Genomic DNA, 20,652 nt, shown 5'->3' with positions numbered 1-20,652 from the left:
CGCTGCCGGTTTCATTTGGCGGCGAGGGCGAGCACCGCTTCCACTTCGTCGAGATCCACGGGCTTCACGAGATGCGCATCGAAGCCGGCGGCGCGCGTGCGGGCAATGTCTTCGTCCGATCCGAGCCCGGTCATGGCGGCGACGATCACATGCTTGCCGCCGTCGCTGCTCGCCTGCTCACGGATGCCGCGAATCACATCGAAGCCAGTGAGCCCCGGCATCGACAGGTCGAGCAGGACGACCTGCGGCCGGCGCGCGCCGAACTGCTGCAACGCCTCTTCGCCGTCGTAGGCCGAGCGCGCGGTGTGACCGAGCATGTCGACGAGCAGCGTCATGCTGTCGGCGGAATCGCGGTTGTCGTCCACCACGAGCACTTCCAGTTGCCGATCCGCCGATGCCGCGGGCTCCGCCGGCGTCGCTCCGATGTCCGCGGGCGCCTGCGCGAGCGGCAGCCACAGCGTGAACGCGCTGCCCTTGCCGGTGCCGCCGCTCTTCGCCTCGACGTGGCCGCCGTGCAGTTCCGCAATCGCGCGCACGAGCGTCAGGCCGATGCCGAGCCCGCCTTCGTCGAGATGCGCGCCCGGCGGATGCTCCTGCACGAACAGATCGAAGACCGTGGCGAGCGCATTGGCGGAAATGCCGCGTCCCTGATCGGTCACGCGCAGCATCGCCGCGTTGCCGCGCGGGCCGACTTCGAGCGTGACCGTCGATCCGGGCGGGCTGAACTTCGACGCGTTGTTGAGCAGATTATTGAGCGCCTGCACGAGCCGCGTGGGATCGCCGTTCACATGCAAGCGCTGGCCGCTTTCCTCGACCGCGAGGTGCTGGCCGCGCGCATCGAACAACGGCTGGCTCGCTTCGACGCTTAAGTGCACGACATCCGCGATATCCACGATCTCCGTCGAGAGACGAATCTTGCCCGAACTGACGCGGCCCGCTTCGAGTAGATCGTCGACGAGCTTCGTCAGATGCGCGAGTTGCCGGTCGACGATCAGCCGGCTACGGTTGACGTCGGGATCGTCGGACGCCTTCAGCTTCAGGATGCTCACGGCGTTGCGTATCGGCGCGAGCGGATTGCGCAACTCGTGACCGAGCAGCGCGAGGAATTCGTTCATGCGCCGGCTCGACGCTTCGAGTTCTTCCAGGCGGCGGCGCGCGGTCATGTCGCGCGTGATCGCGACGAAATTCTGCTCGCGGCCATTGGTGGACGGCAGCGCGCTCAGAATGGCATGCGCCCAGAACGCGGTGCCGTCCTTGCGCACTCGCCAGTCTTCGTGCTCCACGCGGCCCTGGTCGCTGGCGCGGCGTAGAGTTTCGTCCGGGCGGTCGCGGCCCAGTTCGTCGGGCGGATAGAACAGCGCGAAATGCCGCCCGACCGCCTCTTCCGCCGTGTAGCCGTAGAGGGCGCGAGCGCCGTCGTTCCAGGATTGCACGATGCCGTGCCGGTCGAGCATGCAGATCGCGTAGTCGCTGACCGAATCGATCAGAAGGCGCAGGCGCTGGTTCGCTTCGGTCGCGCGCAGCCGGTCCGTGATGTCGTGGATGAAGCACGCGAACTGCCGCTGACCGTCGAACCACACTTCGCTCACCGTCAGTTCGGCGGAAAACTCCGTGCCGTCGCGCCGCAAGGCCGGAAGCTCGATGCGGTTATTGATGACGCGCGCCTCGCCGGTCGCGAGATAGCGCGTGAGGCCGGCGCGATGCGCGTCGCGAAGGCGCTCGGGTACGATCATCTGCGCGAGCTCGCGGTTCAGCGCCTCTTGCGCGCGCCAGCCGAAGAGCGTTGCCGCGGCCTCGTTCCAGTCGACGACCATGCCGGCTTCGTCTATCGAGACGAACGCGACGTTCGCGTTGTCGATCACGGTGCGGCGGCGGCGCAGCGCATCGGCGAGCTTTTTCTCGTACTCCGCGCGCAGCGTCGATTCCACGCTCAAGTCCGCGCTCACGCTGGCGTTGGCCGCCACGAGCTTGCGATTTTCCTGCGCCGCTTCCTCGCGCGCGATGGTCTCCGCGATGCACGCGCAGAAGGCGTTCAGGATGGCGATGTCGGACTGGTCGAACTGGTCCGGCTCGCCGGAGATGAGCTTGAGCACCGCGACCGAGCGGCCTTCATAAACGACGGGCGCAACCACCATGGAAACGGCGCCGACCGCCTGACACGCCGCGCGATCCACGCGATGGTCGTTTGCGGTATTGCGGCTGATGAGCGCCTGCTGACGCGTGATGCACAGGCCCGACAGACTGCCGGCGCTCGGCAGCCGTACGCCGACATGCTGCGCGGCCGCGCCGCTGGCTGCGCAATAGACGAGTTGATCGTCTTCGATCCATTCGATGACAGCGGACGCGACCGCGGCGACTTCGCGCAAGGTGTCCGTGACTTTCTGCAGATACGCCGGCAGCGGCAGGCGCGAATGCGCGAGACTGGCGAACGTTGCGAACCACCGCTGGAAATGCGCCTGGCGTTGTTGATCGGGCTTGTGCCTCTTGTTGGATGCGGAAGCCTCGTACTGAAAGCGCATAGCTCTTTTATCCATCGATGAAGCGCGAAGGTGGCGCGCAGAAATCGGCGTATCGGTGGCAGAAAGGCCTTAATTGAAACACAAATGAATCGCAAACGTTTGCCTAAAAGGCCAGCTTTTCGTCTTACGAAAAAAGGGGTGCGGTAAGCGTTTCATGCGTGCCACGTTTAGGTAAGTTGTGCGTGAAACGCCCGGCGCGCCGGTAATTCCGTCCGTTGGCGGAACGTGCGCTCAAGCGCGCACGTCGCGGCCCGCCTGCGTGATCTCTTCCATCAATAACCGCACGCCGGGCGATAACGGCGCATCGCGTCGCGTGACCATCTCGTACGGCTCGCTCTTCGACGAAAACGCGAGCGGCAGCGTGCACACGACGCCATGCGCGGTGCAGAAGCGCGCGACGTCGACCGATACCAGCGCCACCAGCGACGGATTCTTTTGCAGCAGCGCGAGCGTCGCGAAGGCAGATGTCGTTTCGAGCAGATGCGCCGGAAAGCGCAGCCCTGCGTCGTGGAATTCGCGTTCGAGCAAGAGACGCATCGGCATGTTCGCGCGATACACGACCCAGCGGTGCTTGGCCAGATCCTTCAGCGCCACGCGCCGCCGCTTCGCGAGTGGATGCGCGGTGTTGGCGATGACGGCAAGCGTCTCCTGCTGCACGACGACACTGTCGTAGAGATACGGCGTCTGGCTTACGCTCGTGCGACACACCGCGACATCGAGCCGTCCCGCGTCGATGAGGCCGAGCAGCGTCGCGCTCGTGTCCTCGACGATCTCGACCGACATTTCCGGCTGACGCGCGCCGAGCGCCGTGATGGCGTCGGTGACGAGCGGCACCGCGCCCATGATGACGCCCACGGACACGCGCCCGCCGAAGCCGCGCATGATGCCGACGATCTCTTCGCGCAGATGCGCGAGATCCGTTTGAATGAGCCGTGCATAGCGGATCACGCAATGGCCGACCGCATTGGGTTCGAGGCCGCGATGCGTACGCACGAAAAGCGGCGTGCCGAACGTGGTTTCGATTTCATGCAGCGACTTGCTCACGCCCGGTTGCGTGAGCGCGAGCTGGCTTGCAGCGCCTTGCAATGAACCGCGTTCTTCCAGCGCGATGAGAAGACGCAGTTGCCTCAGGTGCAGCCGAGAAAGAATCGAATTGAGCGATGGCGTCATGTTGCGGTTTGACTTGACGGAAAGTTATACCCCTATCACATGCCGTCAGTATCGCGGACGCGCAGCGCTCCGTATACTCAATGCGCTCAGCCGATGCGCCTATAACTTTTCCTCATCTCGCCATGCCGCTCATCAATTACATCACGCAGATCCAGTTCGACTTCGGCGCCGTGCGCCTCCTTGCCGGAGAGTGCGAACGCATCGGCATTCGACGTCCGCTCATCGTGACGGACGCGGGTATTCGCGCTGCGGGCCTGCTCGACAAGATCGTGGATGCGCTCGGTCCCGCGTTCGACGCGCCGGTGTTCGACGCGACGCCGCCGAATCCTAATGAAGCCGCCGTGCGCGCGGCGGTCGAGCTGTACCGCGCGAACGGGTGCGATGGCGTGATCGCGGCGGGCGGCGGCTCGTCGATCGATCTGGCGAAGGGCGTCGCGGTCTGCGCGACGCATGAAGGACCGCTGCAGAGCTTTGCCGTGATCGAAGGCGGGCTCGCGCGCATCACGGCGGCGACCGCCCCGGTCATCGCCATTCCGACGACGGCGGGCACCGGCAGCGAAGTAGGTCGCGGCGCGATCCTGATTCTGGACGACGGCCGCAAGGTCGGCGTGATCTCGCCGCATGTGGTGCCGAAAGTCGCCATCTGCGATCCCGAACTGACGCTCGGCCTGCCGCCGATGCTCACCGCCGCGACCGGCATGGACGCCATCGCGCATTGCCTCGAAACCTTCATGGCGCCGGCGTTCAACGCGCCCGCCGACGGCATTGCGCTCGACGGTTTGTGGCGCGCGTGGCGATACATCGAGCGGGCGACGCGCGACGGCTCCGACCGCGCCGCGCGCTGGAACATGATGAGCGCGTCGATGCAAGGCGCGCTCGCGTTTCAGAAGGGCCTCGGCTGCGTGCATAGCCTGAGTCATTCGCTCGGCGGCATCAATCCGAAGCTGCACCACGGCACGCTGAACGCCATCTTTTTGCCGGCGGTGATCGCATTCAACCGAAGCGCGCCGTCGATGCAGGAGGAGGGCAAGCTCGACCGCATCGCGCACGCAATGGGCCTCGCATCAGGCGACGAGGTCGGCGACGCCATCCGCGCGATGACCGCGACGCTCGGCCTGCCGCGCGGCCTGGCGGAACTGGGCGTGACGCGTGACCTGTTCCCGCGCATCATCGCCGGGGCCATGAAGGATCACAGCCACAAGACGAACCCGCGCGAGGCGACGAGCGACGACTACGCGGCCATGCTCGAAGCGTCGATGTAACGCGCCTGGAAATGGCGCATGGCTGATTTGCGGCATTGCAACACAGGACTAGGGAAAACCCCTAGGCTCTGTTACAATACGCTGCAAATTCAGGAAGAAACACCATGCGCCACCGTTACGTCATTCTCGAAAAGATCGCTTTTACGTTGCTTACGCTGTCCGCAGTCGTCGATGCCAGCTACATCACCTGGGAAGAGCACCCTAACTTCCGCGAAAACGTCACGGAGTTCGTCCAGATGAGTTCGCAGCTGAATTACGCGACCGCCACGGTCGACGGCTCGACCCTGATGCCGATGGCTTTCAACTAAGCGATATCGCAGTCTCCCGCCGCTCCTTCAAGCGGCGGGCTCAAGGTCACCTCCCCGCATACCCGCTATTCGGCCCGCCGTCGCACGGCGCGCGCCGCTTGTCCTATGCTGGCGGCTCTGTCCACGCAGCCGCCGCGCATGTCCACCGTTCTTCGTTCCGACGCCCTTCTCGGCGAAAGCATCCTCAGCTTTGCCCGCAGCATCGGGCAGATCGTCCTCCAGCGGAACGCCGCGACCGGCGCGTTCGTGTTCGCAGGCGTGTTGTGCGCGAGCCCGCGCCTTGCCTGCGGCTTGTTGATCGGCGCGCTCGCGGGGAAGGTCGTCACGATCATCACCGAATCTGCCGATTCGCCCGCCCTGCGCGACGACCTCTACGGTTTCAACGGCGCGCTCGCGGCGCTGGCGGCCTTCACCTTCATTCGAGACGCGTCGCAGGCGGCGGCCGTCGCGATCCTCGCGGCTGTCTCTGCGACGATGCTCGCGGGCAAGCTCGCTCGCGGCCTTTCGCGCTTCAACTTGCCGATGTTGTCGAGCCCGGCGATCATCGTCACTTGGTGCTGGATGCCGCTCCTGGCCGACCGGGGCGAAGTCGGGGCGCTGGGGCCCGTCGCCAGGAGTGTCGACGCACTGATCGAGGCCGCTTTCGCGGGACTCGCGCCCATCGTGTTCGCATCCGGCACGCTCGCCGGCGGATTGATCGCCGCGGGACTGCTGGCCGCGCGGCCCGCGCGCGCCGGCTGGGCGCTCGCGGGCAGCGCGTTGGGCGCGGCGCTGCACGGCCTGGGCGGCGCCGACGACGCCATATTGCTGTCGGGCGCGTGCGGCTTCAACGCGGCGCTGGTGGCGCTGGCTGCCGCGCCGCTCGGCGCGCGGTATGCCTTCATCGGCATCGCCGTGGCGGTGGTGATCGAGCGTATCGCGGATAGCGCGGGCATCGCTGCGCTGACCGCGCCGTTCGTGCTCGCGTCGTGGACGGTGATTGCGCTCGCGCGGGCGTCGCGGAAAGACTGTGTCCTATAAGGTCGGCTCGGGCGTCAAGCCTTGAGTACGGTGGAACGCGGACTCGGCGCGTCGCGTGGCATCGAACTACAGCACGGCGTCGGGCCAGTGTTAACGATGAGGTCAGGACGATTCGCTAACGCGCCAACCCCGGCCCACAGGAGACTCCTATGTCATTCACTCACACCCCCGAGCGCCGTATCGACGAAAACGCGCCCCGTTCCGCCGCCGAAGCCGCCACGCGCGTCGAGTTGGCCGCCGCGTATCGGCTCGTCGCGCTGAACGGCTGGGACGACGTCGTCTATACGCACATTTCCGCGAGCGTGCCGGGCGAGCCGGGGCGCTTCCTGCTCAACCCGTTCGGGCTGGCGTTCGACGAAGTCACCGCGTCGAACCTCGTGAAGATCGACCTCGAAGGCAACGTGATCGGCGAAAGCGCGCACAGCGTCAACGCCACCGGCTTCGCGCTGCACGCCGCCGTGCATGCCGCGCGCGGCGACGCCGCGTGCGTGATGCATCTGCATGTGCGCGAAGCCATCGCGGTATCGGCGCAACCGCATGGCCTGCTGCCGGCGTCGCAACACGCGATGCGCTTTCACGGCCATCTCGCGTATCACGATTACGAGGGCCTCGCGTTCTCGCCGGCCGAAGGCGAGCGGCTCGTCGCGAGCTTGGGCGCGCATCGGGCGATGCTATTGCGCAATCACGGCCCGCTCACGCTCGGGCGCACCGTCGCGGAAGCCTATGTGCTCATGGATACGCTCGTGAAAGCGTGCGACATTCAATTGCGCGCGCTGGCCGGCGTCGGCAAGATGATCGTGCCGACGCCGGACGTCGTGGCACGCACGGCGGCGCAGCTGCATGACGACGACGCCATAGAAGGCGCGCTCGAATGGCCCGCGCTCTTGCGCAAGCTCGACCGCATCGACCCGTCCTACCGCAATTGAACAATTAAAAGGAGAACGAAGCAATGCCGACTTTCAACATCCAGCTTTTCGAAGGCCGCACGGTGGAAGAGAAGCGCAAGTTCGTCGAAGCGATCACGCGAACCACGTGCGAAACGCTCGGCTGCGAGCCGGGCTCGGTGGACATCATCCTGACCGACGTGAAGCGCGAGAACTGGGCGACGGCAGGCAAGCTCTGGTCGGACCAGTAGCCCGGCGAAAGCGAAACGCGGCAGCATGGCGCTGCCGCGTTCGTTGCGACGATCAAGAGGTCTCTTTCGCAGCCAGCCGGAACTTGTGCAAAAGCGGTTCGGTGTAGCCGTTCGGCTGCGTGCGGCCTTCGAACACCAGCGCGCATGCGGCCTTGAACGCGTATGAACTATCGAACGCGGGCGCCATCGGACGATAGTACGGATCGGCGTCGTTCTGCTTGTCGACCACGGCGGCCATGCGCTCCAGCGTCTGGCGCACCTGCTCCTCCGTGACGATGCCGTGCCGCAGCCAGTTCGCGATGTGCTGGCTCGAAATGCGCAGCGTCGCGCGGTCTTCCATCAGGCCGACATCATGAATGTCCGGCACCTTCGAGCAGCCGACGCCCTGATCGATCCAGCGCACCACGTAGCCGAGAATGCCCTGCGCGTTGTTCTCGATCTCGTTGCGGATATCGTCTTCCGACCACGACGGATTCTCGACGACCGGAATCGTCAGGAGTCCGTCGAGAAGCCCGTTCTTCACGCTTTCGTAGTCGATGCTTTCCATTTCCTGCTGGACCTGCTGCACATCGACCTGATGGTAATGCAGCGCGTGCAGCGTCGCGGCGGTCGGCGACGGCACCCACGCTGTGTTCGCGCCGGCTTTCGGATGCGCGATCTTCTGTTCGAGCATCGCGTGCATTAGGTCCGGCATCGCCCACATGCCCTTGCCGATCTGCGCGCGCCCGCGCAGGCCTGCGTTCAGGCCGACGAGCACGTTGTTGCGTTCATAGGCGCTGATCCATGCCGACGACTTCATGTCGCCCTTGCGCATCATCGGGCCGGCTTCCATCGACGAATGCATCTCGTCGCCGGTGCGGTCCAGAAAGCCCGTGTTGATGAACGCGACCCGCGCGCTCGCCGCCGCGATACACGCCTTGAGGTTGACGCTGGTGCGCCGTTCCTCGTCCATGATGCCCATCTTGATGGTGTGACGCGGCAGGCCGAGCAGGTCCTCCACGCGCGTGAAGAGCTCGTCCGAGAACGCCACTTCGGCAGGGCCGTGCATCTTCGGCTTCACGATGTAGATGGAGCCGGTGCGCGAGTTGATCTTGTTCTTGAGATCGTGCATGGCGCCGAGCGTCGTCATCACCGCATCGAGAATGCCTTCGGGCACTTCGTTGCCGTCGCGATCGAGCACGGCGGGGTTCGTCATCAGATGCCCGACGTTGCGAATGAACAGCAGCGAGCGGCCATGCAGCTTGAGCGTGGAGCCGTTCGGCGCGGTGTATTCGCGGTCCGGGTTCAGGCTGCGCGTGAAGGTCTTGCCGTTCTTCGTGACCTGCTCGGACAGCTGGCCCTGCATCAAGCCGAGCCAGTTGCGGTAAAGCTGCGTCTTGTCGGCGGCATCCACGGCCGCAACCGAATCTTCGCAGTCGATGATCGTGCTCACGGCCGCTTCGATCAGCAAGTCCTTGACGTGCGCCGCATCCGTCTTGCCGATGGAGTCGTTAGCGTCGATCTGAATCTCGATATGCAAGTCGTTGTGCTTGAGCAGCACGGCGTGCGGCGCGCTGGCATCGCCCTGAAAGCCCGCGAACTGTTCGGGATTCGCGAGGCTGCTCTTGCCATCACGCAAGGTCACGACGAGCTGGCCGCGCTCGACGCTGTACTTCGTGGCGTCGGCGTGCGAGCCGTGCGCGAGCGGCGCGTTGTCGTCGAGGAACGCGCGCGCGTAGGCGATCACCTTCGCGCCGCGCTTCGGGTTGAACTCGGCGGTGCGCTCGGCGCCGTCGCTTTCGTCGATGGCGTCGGTGCCGTAGAGCGCGTCGTACAGGCTGCCCCAGCGCGCGTTCGCGGCGTTGAGCGCATAGCGCAGATTCGACAGCGGCACGACGAGCTGCGGGCCGGCCTGCTCGGCGATCTCGCGGTCCACGTTCGCCGTGGTCGCGCGCACGTGGGCGGGCGCGGGAACGATATAGCCGATGTCCTCGAGGAACTTGCGATACGCCCGCAGATCGCGCACCGGCCCGGGATGGCTGCGGTGCCACTTATCGAGTTCGCTCTGCATGCGGTCGCGTTCGGCGAGCAACGCGCGGTTCTTCGGCGCGAGGTCGTGCACGAGTGCATCGAACCCTTGCCAGAAGGCTCCGGCATCGACGCCCGTGCCGGGAATCGCTTCTTCTTCGACGAACTTGGCGAGGCTCGATGCGACCTTCAGGCCGTGCTGTTGAATCATGTCGTTCATGGGCACTCCGGCTGATTGCTGCTTAAAAGAATAGGGGCGGGGTGGCTTATGGTAGCGCGGATCGAGGGCGGGATCGAATCTTGACCGCGCGCAAGCGATGTGCCTGCGCGGGCAGCGGTAGATTGCCGAAGAGGGATGTGAGATCAGCCCGGCCCGTCGCCGGCAATGCGCGACGGGGCCGGGCGATGACTACGCGCCGAGCAGATCCTCGATCATCACCGGCAGTTTCCGGACTCGCACGCCGGTCGCGTGATAGACCGCTCCGGTGATGGCCGCCGCGATGCCCGCCAGCCCGATCTCCGCGATACCGCGCGCGCCGAGTTCGTTGAACACCGTATCGGGATGGTCGAGGAAGGTCACATCGAGGCGGGGCGTGTCCGCATGCGTCGCGACGACGTAATCGGCCAGATTGTTGTTGACCGGCGCGCCGCTGCGCTCGTCATAGACCGTGTGCTCGAAAAGCGCCATGCCGACGCCCATCACCACCGCGCCTTCTACCTGATTGCGAGCGGCTCGCGGATTCAGAATCTTGCCGCCGTCGATCACGGTGACCACTCGGCTCACGCGCAGCCGCGCCGTCTCCGGCTCCCACGTCACTTCCGCGAAATGCGCGCCGAACGAGTGGATGGACCACTTCTTCTTGAGCGGATCGTCGAAGCCGCCTTGCGCGCTCGCGCTGCCCGATGCCGCGTGCATACGCGCGGCGTCCAGAATGCGCGGAAACGGCACGCCGTTCTCCGACGCTTCGTTCTTGCGATGCACGCGCGCGTGGCCGAACGCGAGTTCGTCCGCTTCCGCGCCCGCGAACGGCGAGCCCTCCGCCGCCGTTGCCCGCGAAAGCACCATCTCGATGGCGGCCCGCGTGGCGTCCAACACGGCCGGAATCACCGATGCCGTCGCCGCCGATCCGCCGGAGATCGGGCCGACGGGCAACGCGGTATCGCCGAGACCGACTTCGATCTTGTCGAGCGCGATGCCCGTCTGCTCCGCGACGAGCTGCGCGAGGATGGTGTACGTACCGGTGCCGATGTCCTGCGTGCCGCACACGACGCGCGCCGTGCCGTCCGCGCGGAGATCGACGCTCGCCTCCGCCGAGAAGCGCAGCCCCGGCCAGCTGCACGCGCCGACGCCCCAGCCGAGCGTGAGTCCGTCGCGCTTCATCGAGCCGACTTCCGGCGTGCGCTGCGACCAGCCGAAACGTTCCGCGCCCGTCTTCAGACATTCGACGAGATGCCGCGACGAGAACGGCAAGCCGCTGCTTTCATCGACAGAAGGTTCGTTGCGCAGGCGCAGTTCGACCGGGTCCATCTTCAGCGCGATGGCGAGCTCGTCCATCGCCGATTCCAGCGCGTAGAGGCCGGGCACCGCGCCCGGGCCGCGCATCGACGTGGGCGAGCCGACGTGGCGCTTGACCGTGCCGCCCGTCACGCGCAGATTCGCCGTGCTGTACATGTGCGGCGTGGCTTCGCCGCAGTCTTCGGTGTAGTCGTCGGCGAGCGCGCTGTGATTCAGGAAGTCGTGCTGCAAGGACACGAGCTTGCCATCCTGCGTCGCCGCGAGCCGCACGCGCTGCTGCGTCACCGGACGATGCCCCACGTTCTGGAACATCATCTTGCGGCTCACGACGAGCTTCACGGGCCTGCCGGTCAGACGCGTCGCGGCGGCGGCGGCGAGCAGCGAATGCGGCCACATCCACAGCTTGCCGCCGAAGCCCGAGCCGAGATAGCGCGAAATCACGCGCACCTTCTCTTTCGGCACGCCGAGCATCTGCACCAGCGTCCCGCGATGGTTGGACACCGCCTGACTCGTCTCGTAGAAGGTGTAGTTTTCGCCGTCCCAGTGCGCGATGGTCGAATGCAGTTCGATCGGATTGTGCGTCTCGACGGGCGTGACATACGTCTCGTCGATCTTCACCGGCGCGCTGGCGAACGCGCCGTCCGGATCGCCGCGTTCGCTCGCGACCTTGGGCGGCTTGTCGGGTGTGAGCGTCGTGCTGATGTCGTGCGGCGCGACCTCGTAGCCGACCTTGATCGCAGCGGCCGCCGCGCTCGCGGCTTCGAACGTGACCGCGATGACGCACGCGACATATTGCCCGTAATAACGAATGACGTCGTCTTCGAACGGCGGGCGCTGTTCATCGACATAACCGTTCTCGAACGAATTGCCGGGTATGCGATACAGACGCCCGATATTGCCGCGATGCAGGACGAGCTTCACGCCCGGCATCGCTTCGGCGGCGGCGAATTCGAGCGACGTGATCCTGCCGCTCGCGATGGTGCTGCCAACCGGCACGGCGTATAGCATGCCGGGCAGATCGACATCGGATGTATAAGTCGCGCGGCCGCAGACCTTGAGCGGTCCGTCGATGCGCGACTGCGGCCGTCCGATGACGCCGTTCGGTGACGGCTGAATGTCTGGCGCAGTGGACATGGGTCGGTTCCTCGATCGGATTCAGACGGATTCAGGACGCTTGCGTGGCGAGCTTCAGCGCATGCACGATGCAGCGCCGCGCCAGTTCCACCTTGAAGGCGTTGCCGCTTTGCGGCTTCGCGTCGGCGAGCGCGGCATCGGCGGCGCGGCGGAAGGCCGCTTCGTCGGGCGCGGCGTTCAGCAGTTCGTTCTCGGCTTCGCGCGCGCGCCACGGCTTCGTCGCGACGCCGCCCAGGCCCACGCGAACATGCGCGATGCGTCCGTCGCTCACGCCGATCACAATGGCGGCGGACGCCAGCGCGAATTCATACGAAGCGCGGTCGCGCAGCTTCAGATACAGCGAACGCGTGCCCGCGACCGGCGGCGGCAGCGTCACGTGCGTGATGAGATCGCCGGGTTCGAGCACCGTCTCGCGATCGGGCGTCGAACCCGGCAGCAGATGAAAGTCGTCGAATGCGATCGCGCGTTGGCCTCGCGCGCCTTCGACGTGAACCGTCGCTTCGAGCGCGGCGAGCGCCACGTTCATGTCCGACGGATTGCTCGCGATGCACGCTTCGCTGGTGCCGAGAATCGCCTGCGTGCGGTTGAAGCCGCCGATCGCGGAGCAGCCCGTGCCCGGCTCGCGCTTGTTGCACGGCGACGCGGTATCGCGGAAATAGACGCAGCGCGTGCGCTGCAACAGATTGCCGCCGGTCGTCGCCATGTTGCGTAGCTGAACGGATGCGCCCGACAGCACCGCCTGCGAGAGCGCCGCATAACGCTCGCGTATCAGCGGATGATGCGCGAGATCCGAATTGCGCGAGGTCGCGCCGATGCGCACGCCGCCGTCGTCCGTCGCTTCGATCTTGTCGAGCGGCAAACGGCTGATATCGACGATGCGCGCGGGCTGCTCGACGTTGAGCTTCATCAGGTCGATAAGCGTCGTGCCGCCCGCGAGAAAGCGCACTTCCGCGCCTTGTTGCGCGGTATGCGCGGCCGCGCCCGCATGGATGGCGTCGGGCAGGTCGCGCGCGCGGGAAAGCCGGAACATTTCCATGACGCGCTCCTCAGCCCTTGTTGCCGCGCACGGACTGAATCGCCGCGACGATGTTCTGATAGGCGCCGCAACGGCACAGATTGCCGCTCATGGCTTCGCGCACGTCTTCGTCGTTCGGGCCGATGGGTTCGTCGAGCAGCGCCACCGCCGACATCAACTGGCCGGCGGTGCAATAGCCGCACTGATAGCCGTCGCATTCGACGAAGGCCGCCTGTAGCGGATGCAGCGCTTCCACTTCGCCGATGCCTTCGATGGTGGTGACCGCATCGCCGTCGTGCGCGGCAGCGAGGCACAGGCACGAGTTCACGCGGCGGCCGTTGACATGCACCGTGCATGCGCCGCATTGACCGTGATCGCAGCCTTTTTTCGTGCCGGTGAGGTGCAGATGCTCGCGCAATGCGTCGAGCAACGTGGTGCGCGGATCGAGCGATAGCGCCATGCTGCGGCCGTTCACGGTCAGCGTGACGCTGGCGTTCGCATCGCTCGACTTGGTCGATGGCGGCGTGAGCACTTCGGCCGGCGCGGCGTGCGTGGCGGAGTCTGTTTCATGAACGCGAGGCGGCGTGCGCGGCATGATGCGCGTGGCGTTCGATTGAGGGACGGGGTGTTGCATCGAGCATTCTCCTTTTCGACCGGCGCGGCGGCGCGTCCGGTCCCATGCAAATGGTTGCGGGCAGTGGCGCGACTTGCTGCGAGAAAGCGGCAAGAAGCGTCCAGACTGAAAAAGACGAAGAAGCGGCGACACATGCGGGGCGCGGCGAGCGCCCGCCAGTGCGGAGATGCGGCGCGAAACGGGTCTGCGCGTGAAGGCGTCAGGACCGTTCCGGCTTTCGATGTGATACGAGATGACACTCAGCCAGTATAGGCAGACGCGGCGGATCTTTCACGAATCGAACGGCGGGTGCGTGAAACACGGCTTACGGCGGAATGCGTGGTAGCGTTCGCGGTGTCGCTTCACTGCCTTCACTACTGCCTATTTCCGCCCGATTCCACCCGATGAACGAAAGCCTTTCCGTCGCCGATGCCATTGCCACGCGCCGTTCGATCCGCGCGTTCTTGCCTGATCCTGTCGATCGCACGACGCTCGAAGCGATCTTCACGCATGCCTGCCGCGCGCCTTCGGGCAGCAACATCCAGCCGTGGAAGGTCTACGTGCTGACGGGCGACGTGAAAGCGGCGCTGTCGCAGGCGATACTCGACGTGTTCAATGATCCGGATGCCGACCGCGAGCACGAAGAGGAATTTCCGTACTACCCGCGCACTTGGTCCTCGCCTTATCTCGAACGCCGCCGCGCGCTCGGCTTCGGTCTTTATACGCTGCTCGGCCTGACGCGCGAAAACAAGCAAGGCATGCATGCGCAGATGGCGCGCAACTTCGAATTCTTCGGCGCGCCCGTGGGCGTCATCTTCACGACGGATCGCACGATGGAGCGCGGGTCATGGCTCGACTACGGCATTTTCCTGCAGAACGTGATGTTGATGGCGCGCGCCTTCGGCCTCGATACGTGTCCGCAGGCGGCCTTCAACCGCTATCACCGCATCATTGCAACGCACCTGAAACTGCCGGAGAACGAGACGGTGGTCTGCGGCATGAGCCTCGGTTATGCGGACTGGTCGCAGCCGGAGAATCAGTTGATAAGCGCGCGGGAGCCGCTGCACAACGTGCTGCGGTTTGTCGACTAGTCAGTGGGGCATGATGCCGCGAGCGAAGAGCGAAAGCACGAGTTCGCCTAGCGTCACGAAGATGACGAGCACGACGATCACGGGGAGTGAACGCATGAGAAATTGCATTGCATGGGCCTCAAGAAAGTTCTCTTTGGATCTGCGCGAAGAGGTCGTATCTGCCCGCACCACGCGGTTGCGTTGGCGCACATCCAAGGGCAGGTGACCGAGCGGACCGCGCAGCCGAACTGAGCTCCGGGGGGCAGCGGCTCGGCCTTTGCGGGTATTGACGCTTGTAGCGTTCGAAGTCGGCAGCACCTCGGATTGCTGACATTTCCGGCATCGCATAACATGACAGGCACTGCCCGGCTCATCAAGCTCACATTGACGAGCGGAACCGCCAAGGCGTAACAATCGTTTGTTACGAGAAGCATCGGTAGTTCAGTGTCTAAGTTGTGGAGATAGTTGGCATTGCACTCGGTTCGTCGATCGTTTTCTCGCAAGGACGCAAGCCGATCGTTGCGTTGGACGTCGGCGGCTCGACATGGCCGACATGCATAGGACTCGTTGCGCTGGTTGCCAATACTTCCCAATGCCACGTTGGCGGGACACGAGGTCTTGCCGTCGTCTCGCTGGTTCTCGAGCGAGACGTTGCGCGATATCGGAGCCGGGGTCCCCCAGTGTCCGCACCGCAGTGTCCAACCGAAGCGATCGATTGGCTGAAGCAACAATTTGCAGCTACACAATCTCGGTTTTTCCTGTGGAGTCAAAGGGTTATCAATGACGATTGCGTGGTCAAGCGCGAGAGGCTTTTGAGTCACCACACGATCTTCGTCAAGTTGCACCCAAGATTCATAAAAAAAATGCGTCGACGCTCCGAAACATCAGTTGAATTCCCAGATGAAGGCGTGTAAATTCGCTCCCGACTAGGCGTATCGCCTAGGCGATCAGTCTTCTTAAATCGTTGTTTGCTTGAGCGGGAAATCCGAGTCTCTTATGAGACGTTTAGGCCTTTTCCTTTGAACGCCTGAACACGACCGAGACGACGGCCCGTCCAGCGCGCTCGCGGCCTTTGCGGCTGCGGCCCGTATGGGTGGGATATGTCGGCGACGGTTGATGAGCAATGTGCGTGAACACTTGAGTCAGCGATAAGTTTTTGTTTCCGCTTCTTGTTTCGGCGATGAGCTGTTGGGTCTTGAGCCCAACCTAACCGAACCAAGAGGGATTTATGGAAGTTCATAAACGAAGCACAACGATTGTCAATGTTCGTATTGTCAGGAAGACACAAACTGGAACGCGGGAGCAGACCAGTTTTGTAGGTCGCGCTAGTCGCTGGCTCAGCATCGCTCACTTGTTGTACAAGTGCTGGTTGGTGCTTGAATCTCTGCCGTTGCATCACTTGCATCATCTGATCACGTAGAGTAGGTGTTCACGTTTTTTTAAAGGCGGCCTTATTACACAAAAAAACCAATAGGCACGTTGCGCGCACTCTCTGCGACGCTTCGAGTATCACTGCCGGCTCTTGAGCATACGTGCGCAAATCTGGATCGGCACTACACGGCTTACGCGATCCCGAAAGCAGACGGAAGTCAACGATCAATCGTGATTCCAAGTCTGCATCTCAAGACCATTCAAAAACGTATCAACCGTGAAATCTTTTCGCATGTGACTTACCCAGAGTACCTATATGGTGGAGTGCCGGGAAAAGACTATGTGCGGAACGCCAAACGGCATGAGTTGGCCCATGTCGTAATCGCGCTGGACGTAAAAAATTTCTACCCGTCGATCTCGAAGCTCCGGGTATCGAACATCTATCAGCACCTCTTTAAGTTCGGTGCAGACGTATCAGATTTCTTGGCAGCGCTCACGACGTATGAGAACAAGGTTCCGCAAGGAGCTTGCACGAGCTCCCATCTTGCGAATCTAGTGCTACATGATGTCGAGTCTTCTGTTGTCAAATATTGCAACGATTCGGGTTTGGTGTACACACGCCTGTTGGATGACATCACCATTTCGTCTACGCGCAGGCTGCCAGAGAAGAAGGTCGAGAAGATCGTTGGCATGGTGGCAACGATGCTCAAGGGAAAGGGCCTGAAGCTTAAGCATAACAAGACAAGAGTTTCTACGAAGGCGAATCCCGAAGAGCTAATGGAAGTGACAGGACTGTGGCTAAACCGTGGCGCACCACGAGTCCACTCGGTCTCCCGTAGACTAGTTCGTGTTGAAGTCTACAAATGCAAAGAAGCCGCGAAAGTTGAAAGGGTCAGTGAGTCTTACCACAAGGCGTTTGCTCGCGCCTCGGGCCGCGTCGCCATGCTTTGCTATCTTGGACACGCGGAGTCCGGTCGGCTTCGAAAATCGCTTTCCGAAATGCTCCCTCTATACGACGTGAGAGAAGTAACTAAGACGAAGAAAATAGTAAAAATGCTCGGTCGAACGTCCGAGAAAGACCGGAGCAAATATTCGTACAACGTTAGCTATTTTAAGACTATGCAGCGAATCAACATAGTATCTCGTACCGACCCATTGCTGGCGCGAACGCTGCGACACCAGCTGTTGATGTGCAAACCCAAGAACAAGTCAGACGCTGCGCTATACGATGAACCAATCTGAAGAACTATATTACGGGACGGTGAAGGTCTATTTTCCAATCAAAGGATACGGGTTCATCACACGGAGCGAGAAGAAGGACGTCTTCTTCTACTATGAAGACGTCCGGGACGAGGCCGATGCTCTTGAAGGATCGCGAGTGAGGTTCCAGGTTCAGGAAACCGAGAAAGGGCCTCGTGCGTTGAACGTCGAACGTGTTGGCTAGCCCACTTGTTATCTTTGATCTGCGGGCTTAGCTCGTTTCGTCGGTAAGCGGCTCGTCGCGACGGTATAGGCGGTTACGGATACGTGTTGATTGGCGTTTCTTCGTTCAATGAGAAAGAGTTCCCAGTCGACCTCGCATTGGAGAAGCGCATGAAGTTGGCGCAACACGTGATTGCTACCACAGATACACGGAGACAGAGCACGGGGCGCCGCCGCTTACTCTCCCCACCTACGGGTCGGCTGTTGAAATTGTGGCAATTCGAATGGCCGAATTCGGCCGCGAGTCTGAGTTCGCCGATGTAGGAGTCCAGTTCAGCGCGCGACGCCGTCAACGTCTGCCACCGGTGGAACTGCTGACGTTGAACGCAACCAGTTTCGATGTGGCAATGGCCGATTTGCGCGTCCGTTCCATCCGTCAGTTTTCCGGCGTATTGCAGCCATTCAAACGGCAGGCTCCCGCGACCGCTGAAACGCGGACTGTGGCCGGATAAAGCCTCCGAGCGGTCCCTTAAATCTGCGATAAGCAAAAAAACGGCCGGTCGCGCGGCCGGAAGGAGGGGTGGGTCGGTCAAATGCAGACTACGACCCGTTTCTTAATCGAGGCTTAATCAACGCAATGCAGCACGGCAATGCACGTCAGCGCAGCGCGTCGCTGTAGCGGTCGCGTAGCGGAAGAATCGTCACGAGCGCGACCGCACTGCCGAAGATCACGTAATAGCAGATCGCGAGCGGATCGCCCGTCGTCATCGTGAGCCATTGAACGATAGCCGGCGCGAAGCCGCCGAAGATCATCACCGCGACGTTGTAGCTCACCGAGATGCCCGTCGAGCGGACGCTGGACGGCAGCAGTTCGGAGATGAACGCCGGATAGCAGCCCTGATACGCGCTCAGATAGACCATGAGCAACGCCTGGCAGCAGATAAGCGTCGGCAGGCTCGGATGCGCGGTCAGAAACGAGAAAATCGGGTACGCGGTCACGAGCGACAGCGCGAGCGCGGTAGCCATCACCTTCTTGCGCCCGAGACGGTCCGACAGTCTGCCGAAGACCGGACAGCAGACCAGATAGACCAGCGCGCCGATGGTCGAGCTAATGAGTCCGTCGGTGAGCGCCATGTGCAGCACGCGCGTCGCGTGCGTCGGCAGGTATAACAAAAAGATATACGTGCCGATGGTGCCGAACACCGTCAGTCCCAAGCCCGCCAGCACGGGCAGCCAATGCTTGGTCGCGGTATCGCGGATAGGGCTCGCGCTGAGTTCGTTCTTTTGCGCCTTCTCGACGAAGACCGGCGATTCGTCCAGTTTCGAGCGCAAATAGAGACCTACCGGCACGATCAACAGGCCGATCACGAACGGCACGCGCCAGCCCCAGCTGTTCAGATGCTCGGGGCTCAGCGTGCGCGTGAGCACTGCGCCGAAGAAGGAACCCGCGAGGCTCGCGGCGGCCTGCGCGACCATCTGGAAGCTGCCGAAGTAACCGCGCTTGTTCGCGGGCGCATATTCGACGAGAAACGCCGTCGCGCAGCCCACTTCGCCGCCAGCGGAGAAGCCCTGGATCAGGCGGCCGAGCAGCATCAGAAGCGGCGCGGCCACGCCGATGGCTGCATACGTCGGCGCGAACGCGATGATCGCGATACCGACCGCCATCAGCGAAATGGTGAGCGTGAGCGCCGATTTGCGCCCGACGCGATCGGCCACCGCGCCGAGCACGACGCCGCCGAGCGGCCGCGTGAGAAAGCCCACGCCGAAGGTCGCCCAGGTGGCGAGCAGCGAGATGGTCGGACTGGTCGCGGGGAAGTACAGCTTCGAGATGATGACGGCGAAGAAGCCGTACACCATGAAGTCGAACCATTCGAGCGCGTTGCCGATGGTCGATACCACGATGGCTCGTCGCCCGGAAAGATTGACCGCGGCGTTTTCGCCGGCGGCGTGGGAAGCAGGTAGTACGGTGCTCATCGAGTGGACTCCGTGGCTTGGGGTCGAGTGTGTGAGGTAAAGAGCGCGGTGGCTCCCGGCTTCGTGCGACGACATCCGCTTCAACCTGCTGAAACGACCACTCAAGAGTACGCCTCGCTGAAATAAGAAAATATAGAATTTCTGAACTGACACTCAAGGAAACCTGATTACGGCGTCAGGTGCTTCCCTGATACGGAGCGAGATCGCCATGAGCAACATTCGCTTTTTGCGCACGTTCATCGCCGTGGCGCGCTACGGCTCGTTCGCCGCCGCCGCCGAGAAAGTCGCGCTGACGCAGGCGGCCGTCAGCATGCAGATGCAGTCGCTCGAAGACGACCTGAAGCGGCCGCTGTTCGATCGCGTCGGCCGCACGAACCGGCTGACGAGCATCGGCAAGCAGGTGTTGCCGCAGGCGGAGCGGATCGTCGCGCTGTACGACAGCATGCGTCTCACCGGCCTCGACGATGAAATCGCCGGCTCGGTGTCGATAGGCGCGGTGGATTCGGCGATGGGCGCGCTCGCATCGGTGGTCACGGAGTTGAAAGGGCAGTACCCGCGGCTCGAGGTGCGGCTTTTCACCGGCAAGGCGCTCGCGCTCGCGCCGCAAGTCGAAGCCGGCGAAATCGACGCGGCGGTGATCGTCGAAATGGCGGGCAAGACGCCCGCGAGTCTAAGCTGGACGCCGCTCTATTCCGAGCCGCTCGTCGCCATCGGCTCGTCGGCGAGCGAGCGCACCAGCGCAGCGGAGTTGCTCGCGAGCGCGCCGTTTTGCGCTTCGACCGCGCGCAACGCACCGGCGCGCTAATCGATCGCGCGCTGCGGCACAACCGGCTCGCGGTGAACGAGTTTCTCGAACTGAATTCGCTGGAAGTGATCGTCGAACTCGTGCGACAAGGCGCGGGCGTGTCGGTCGTGCCGTTGCTCGAATATGGTTCGTGGGCGAGCGATCCCGCGCTCGCCGTGCTGCCCCTCGCGAAGAACACGCCGCGCCGCGTCGTCGGCATGCTGGAACGCAAGATTCACGACCGGCACGCTGTCATGCGCGTGGTGCAGGACAGCATTCGCGCGCGCTCGCACGTGGCAGAGACCGCGCGCAACCCATGACTTTTGCTTAAG

At 63.4% G+C, this 20,652-nt stretch carries 16 protein-coding genes and 1 pseudogene; 10 read left to right on the top strand and 7 right to left on the bottom strand.

Annotated elements, in window-relative coordinates; genetic code table 11:
* Positions 1-11: 11 nt before the first annotated feature.
* Both HWX53_RS24050 and HWX53_RS24045 read right to left on the bottom strand, forming a co-directional pair.
* The gene (locus HWX53_RS24050; protein WP_244140241.1) at positions 12-2,534 is read right to left on the bottom strand and encodes a PAS domain S-box protein; all 2,523 of its coding nucleotides are present in this window, start codon (positions 2,532-2,534) and stop codon (positions 12-14) included.
* Positions 2,535-2,750: 216 nt separating this feature from the next.
* Positions 2,751-3,689 (bottom strand): LysR family transcriptional regulator, encoded by a 939-nt coding sequence (locus tag HWX53_RS24045; RefSeq protein WP_175945619.1) that lies wholly within the window; start codon positions 3,687-3,689, stop codon positions 2,751-2,753.
* A 122-nt stretch (positions 3,690-3,811) separates the two neighbouring features.
* Here HWX53_RS24045 and HWX53_RS24040 point away from each other — a divergent pair, with 122 nt between their 5' ends.
* The 5 genes from HWX53_RS24040 (at position 3,812) to HWX53_RS24020 (ending at position 7,414) form a co-directional block, all read left to right on the top strand.
* Positions 3,812-4,951, top strand: coding sequence for an iron-containing alcohol dehydrogenase (locus tag HWX53_RS24040; protein WP_175945617.1), 1,140 nt, complete (start codon positions 3,812-3,814; stop codon positions 4,949-4,951).
* A gap of 104 nt (positions 4,952-5,055) precedes the next feature.
* The gene (locus tag HWX53_RS24035) at positions 5,056-5,259 is read left to right on the top strand and encodes a hypothetical protein (protein ID WP_175945615.1); all 204 of its coding nucleotides are present in this window, start codon (positions 5,056-5,058) and stop codon (positions 5,257-5,259) included.
* A gap of 138 nt (positions 5,260-5,397) precedes the next feature.
* Entirely contained in the window at positions 5,398-6,279 is an 882-nt protein-coding gene (locus tag HWX53_RS24030; protein WP_175945613.1) for an urea transporter, read from the top strand.
* Positions 6,280-6,428: 149 nt separating this feature from the next.
* Complete coding sequence (locus tag HWX53_RS24025) at positions 6,429-7,205, top strand: class II aldolase/adducin family protein (protein WP_175945611.1); 777 nt, start codon at positions 6,429-6,431, stop codon at positions 7,203-7,205.
* Positions 7,206-7,228: 23 nt separating this feature from the next.
* Complete coding sequence (locus tag HWX53_RS24020) at positions 7,229-7,414, top strand: 4-oxalocrotonate tautomerase (RefSeq protein ID WP_175945609.1); 186 nt, start codon at positions 7,229-7,231, stop codon at positions 7,412-7,414.
* A gap of 52 nt (positions 7,415-7,466) precedes the next feature.
* Here HWX53_RS24020 and HWX53_RS24015 read toward each other — a convergent pair whose 3' ends face one another.
* The 4 genes from HWX53_RS24015 to HWX53_RS24000 all read right to left on the bottom strand — a co-directional run bounded on the left by HWX53_RS24015 (position 7,467) and on the right by HWX53_RS24000 (position 13,720).
* A complete protein-coding gene (locus tag HWX53_RS24015) occupies positions 7,467-9,641 on the bottom strand; it encodes a malate synthase G (protein ID WP_175945606.1) in 2,175 nt (724 codons plus the stop codon).
* A 189-nt stretch (positions 9,642-9,830) separates the two neighbouring features.
* A complete protein-coding gene (locus tag HWX53_RS24010) occupies positions 9,831-12,071 on the bottom strand; it encodes a xanthine dehydrogenase family protein molybdopterin-binding subunit (RefSeq protein WP_175945604.1) in 2,241 nt (746 codons plus the stop codon).
* A gap of 31 nt (positions 12,072-12,102) precedes the next feature.
* Positions 12,103-13,107 (bottom strand): xanthine dehydrogenase family protein subunit M, encoded by a 1,005-nt coding sequence (locus tag HWX53_RS24005; protein WP_175945602.1) that lies wholly within the window; start codon positions 13,105-13,107, stop codon positions 12,103-12,105.
* Positions 13,108-13,117: 10 nt separating this feature from the next.
* A complete protein-coding gene (locus tag HWX53_RS24000; protein ID WP_244140240.1) occupies positions 13,118-13,720 on the bottom strand; it encodes a (2Fe-2S)-binding protein in 603 nt (200 codons plus the stop codon).
* Between the two features lie 383 nt (positions 13,721-14,103).
* Here HWX53_RS24000 and HWX53_RS23995 point away from each other — a divergent pair, with 383 nt between their 5' ends.
* From HWX53_RS23995 to HWX53_RS23980, 3 genes are all read left to right on the top strand, one after another.
* Entirely contained in the window at positions 14,104-14,790 is a 687-nt protein-coding gene (locus HWX53_RS23995; RefSeq protein ID WP_175945599.1) for a nitroreductase, read from the top strand.
* A 1,458-nt stretch (positions 14,791-16,248) separates the two neighbouring features.
* Positions 16,249-17,382 carry a reverse transcriptase family protein gene (locus tag HWX53_RS23990; RefSeq protein ID WP_279612506.1) on the top strand — a complete coding sequence of 378 codons (1,134 nt, stop codon included), beginning with the start codon at positions 16,249-16,251 and terminating at the stop codon, positions 17,380-17,382.
* Between the two features lie 464 nt (positions 17,383-17,846).
* A complete protein-coding gene (locus HWX53_RS23980) occupies positions 17,847-18,074 on the top strand; it encodes a hypothetical protein (RefSeq protein ID WP_175945593.1) in 228 nt (75 codons plus the stop codon).
* A gap of 145 nt (positions 18,075-18,219) precedes the next feature.
* Here the strand turns inward: HWX53_RS23980 and HWX53_RS23975 are convergent, their stop codons facing one another.
* Positions 18,220-19,536: an MFS transporter gene (locus tag HWX53_RS23975; RefSeq protein ID WP_175945591.1), complete on the bottom strand. Its 1,317-nt coding sequence runs from the start codon at positions 19,534-19,536 to the stop codon at positions 18,220-18,222.
* A gap of 208 nt (positions 19,537-19,744) precedes the next feature.
* On the opposite strand from HWX53_RS23975, the pseudogene HWX53_RS27810 reads away from it, so the two are divergent.
* Both HWX53_RS27810 and HWX53_RS27805 read left to right on the top strand, forming a co-directional pair.
* Positions 19,745-20,212 (top strand): annotated as a pseudogene (locus HWX53_RS27810) (LysR family transcriptional regulator); the annotation flags it as partial.
* On the top strand, positions 20,212-20,640 hold the full coding sequence (locus tag HWX53_RS27805) for a LysR substrate-binding domain-containing protein (protein WP_244140273.1): 429 nt from the start codon (positions 20,212-20,214) through the stop codon (positions 20,638-20,640). The pseudogene HWX53_RS27810 and the gene HWX53_RS27805, both read left to right, overlap by 1 nt.
* Positions 20,641-20,652 lie beyond the last annotated feature (12 nt).

The organism is Caballeronia sp. BCC1704 (genome assembly GCF_902833455.1).
Lineage (GTDB): Bacteria > Pseudomonadota > Gammaproteobacteria > Burkholderiales > Burkholderiaceae > Caballeronia.
The sequence above is the reverse complement of the archived record's forward strand: the minus strand, read 5'-3'. Positions and strand labels throughout refer to the sequence as shown.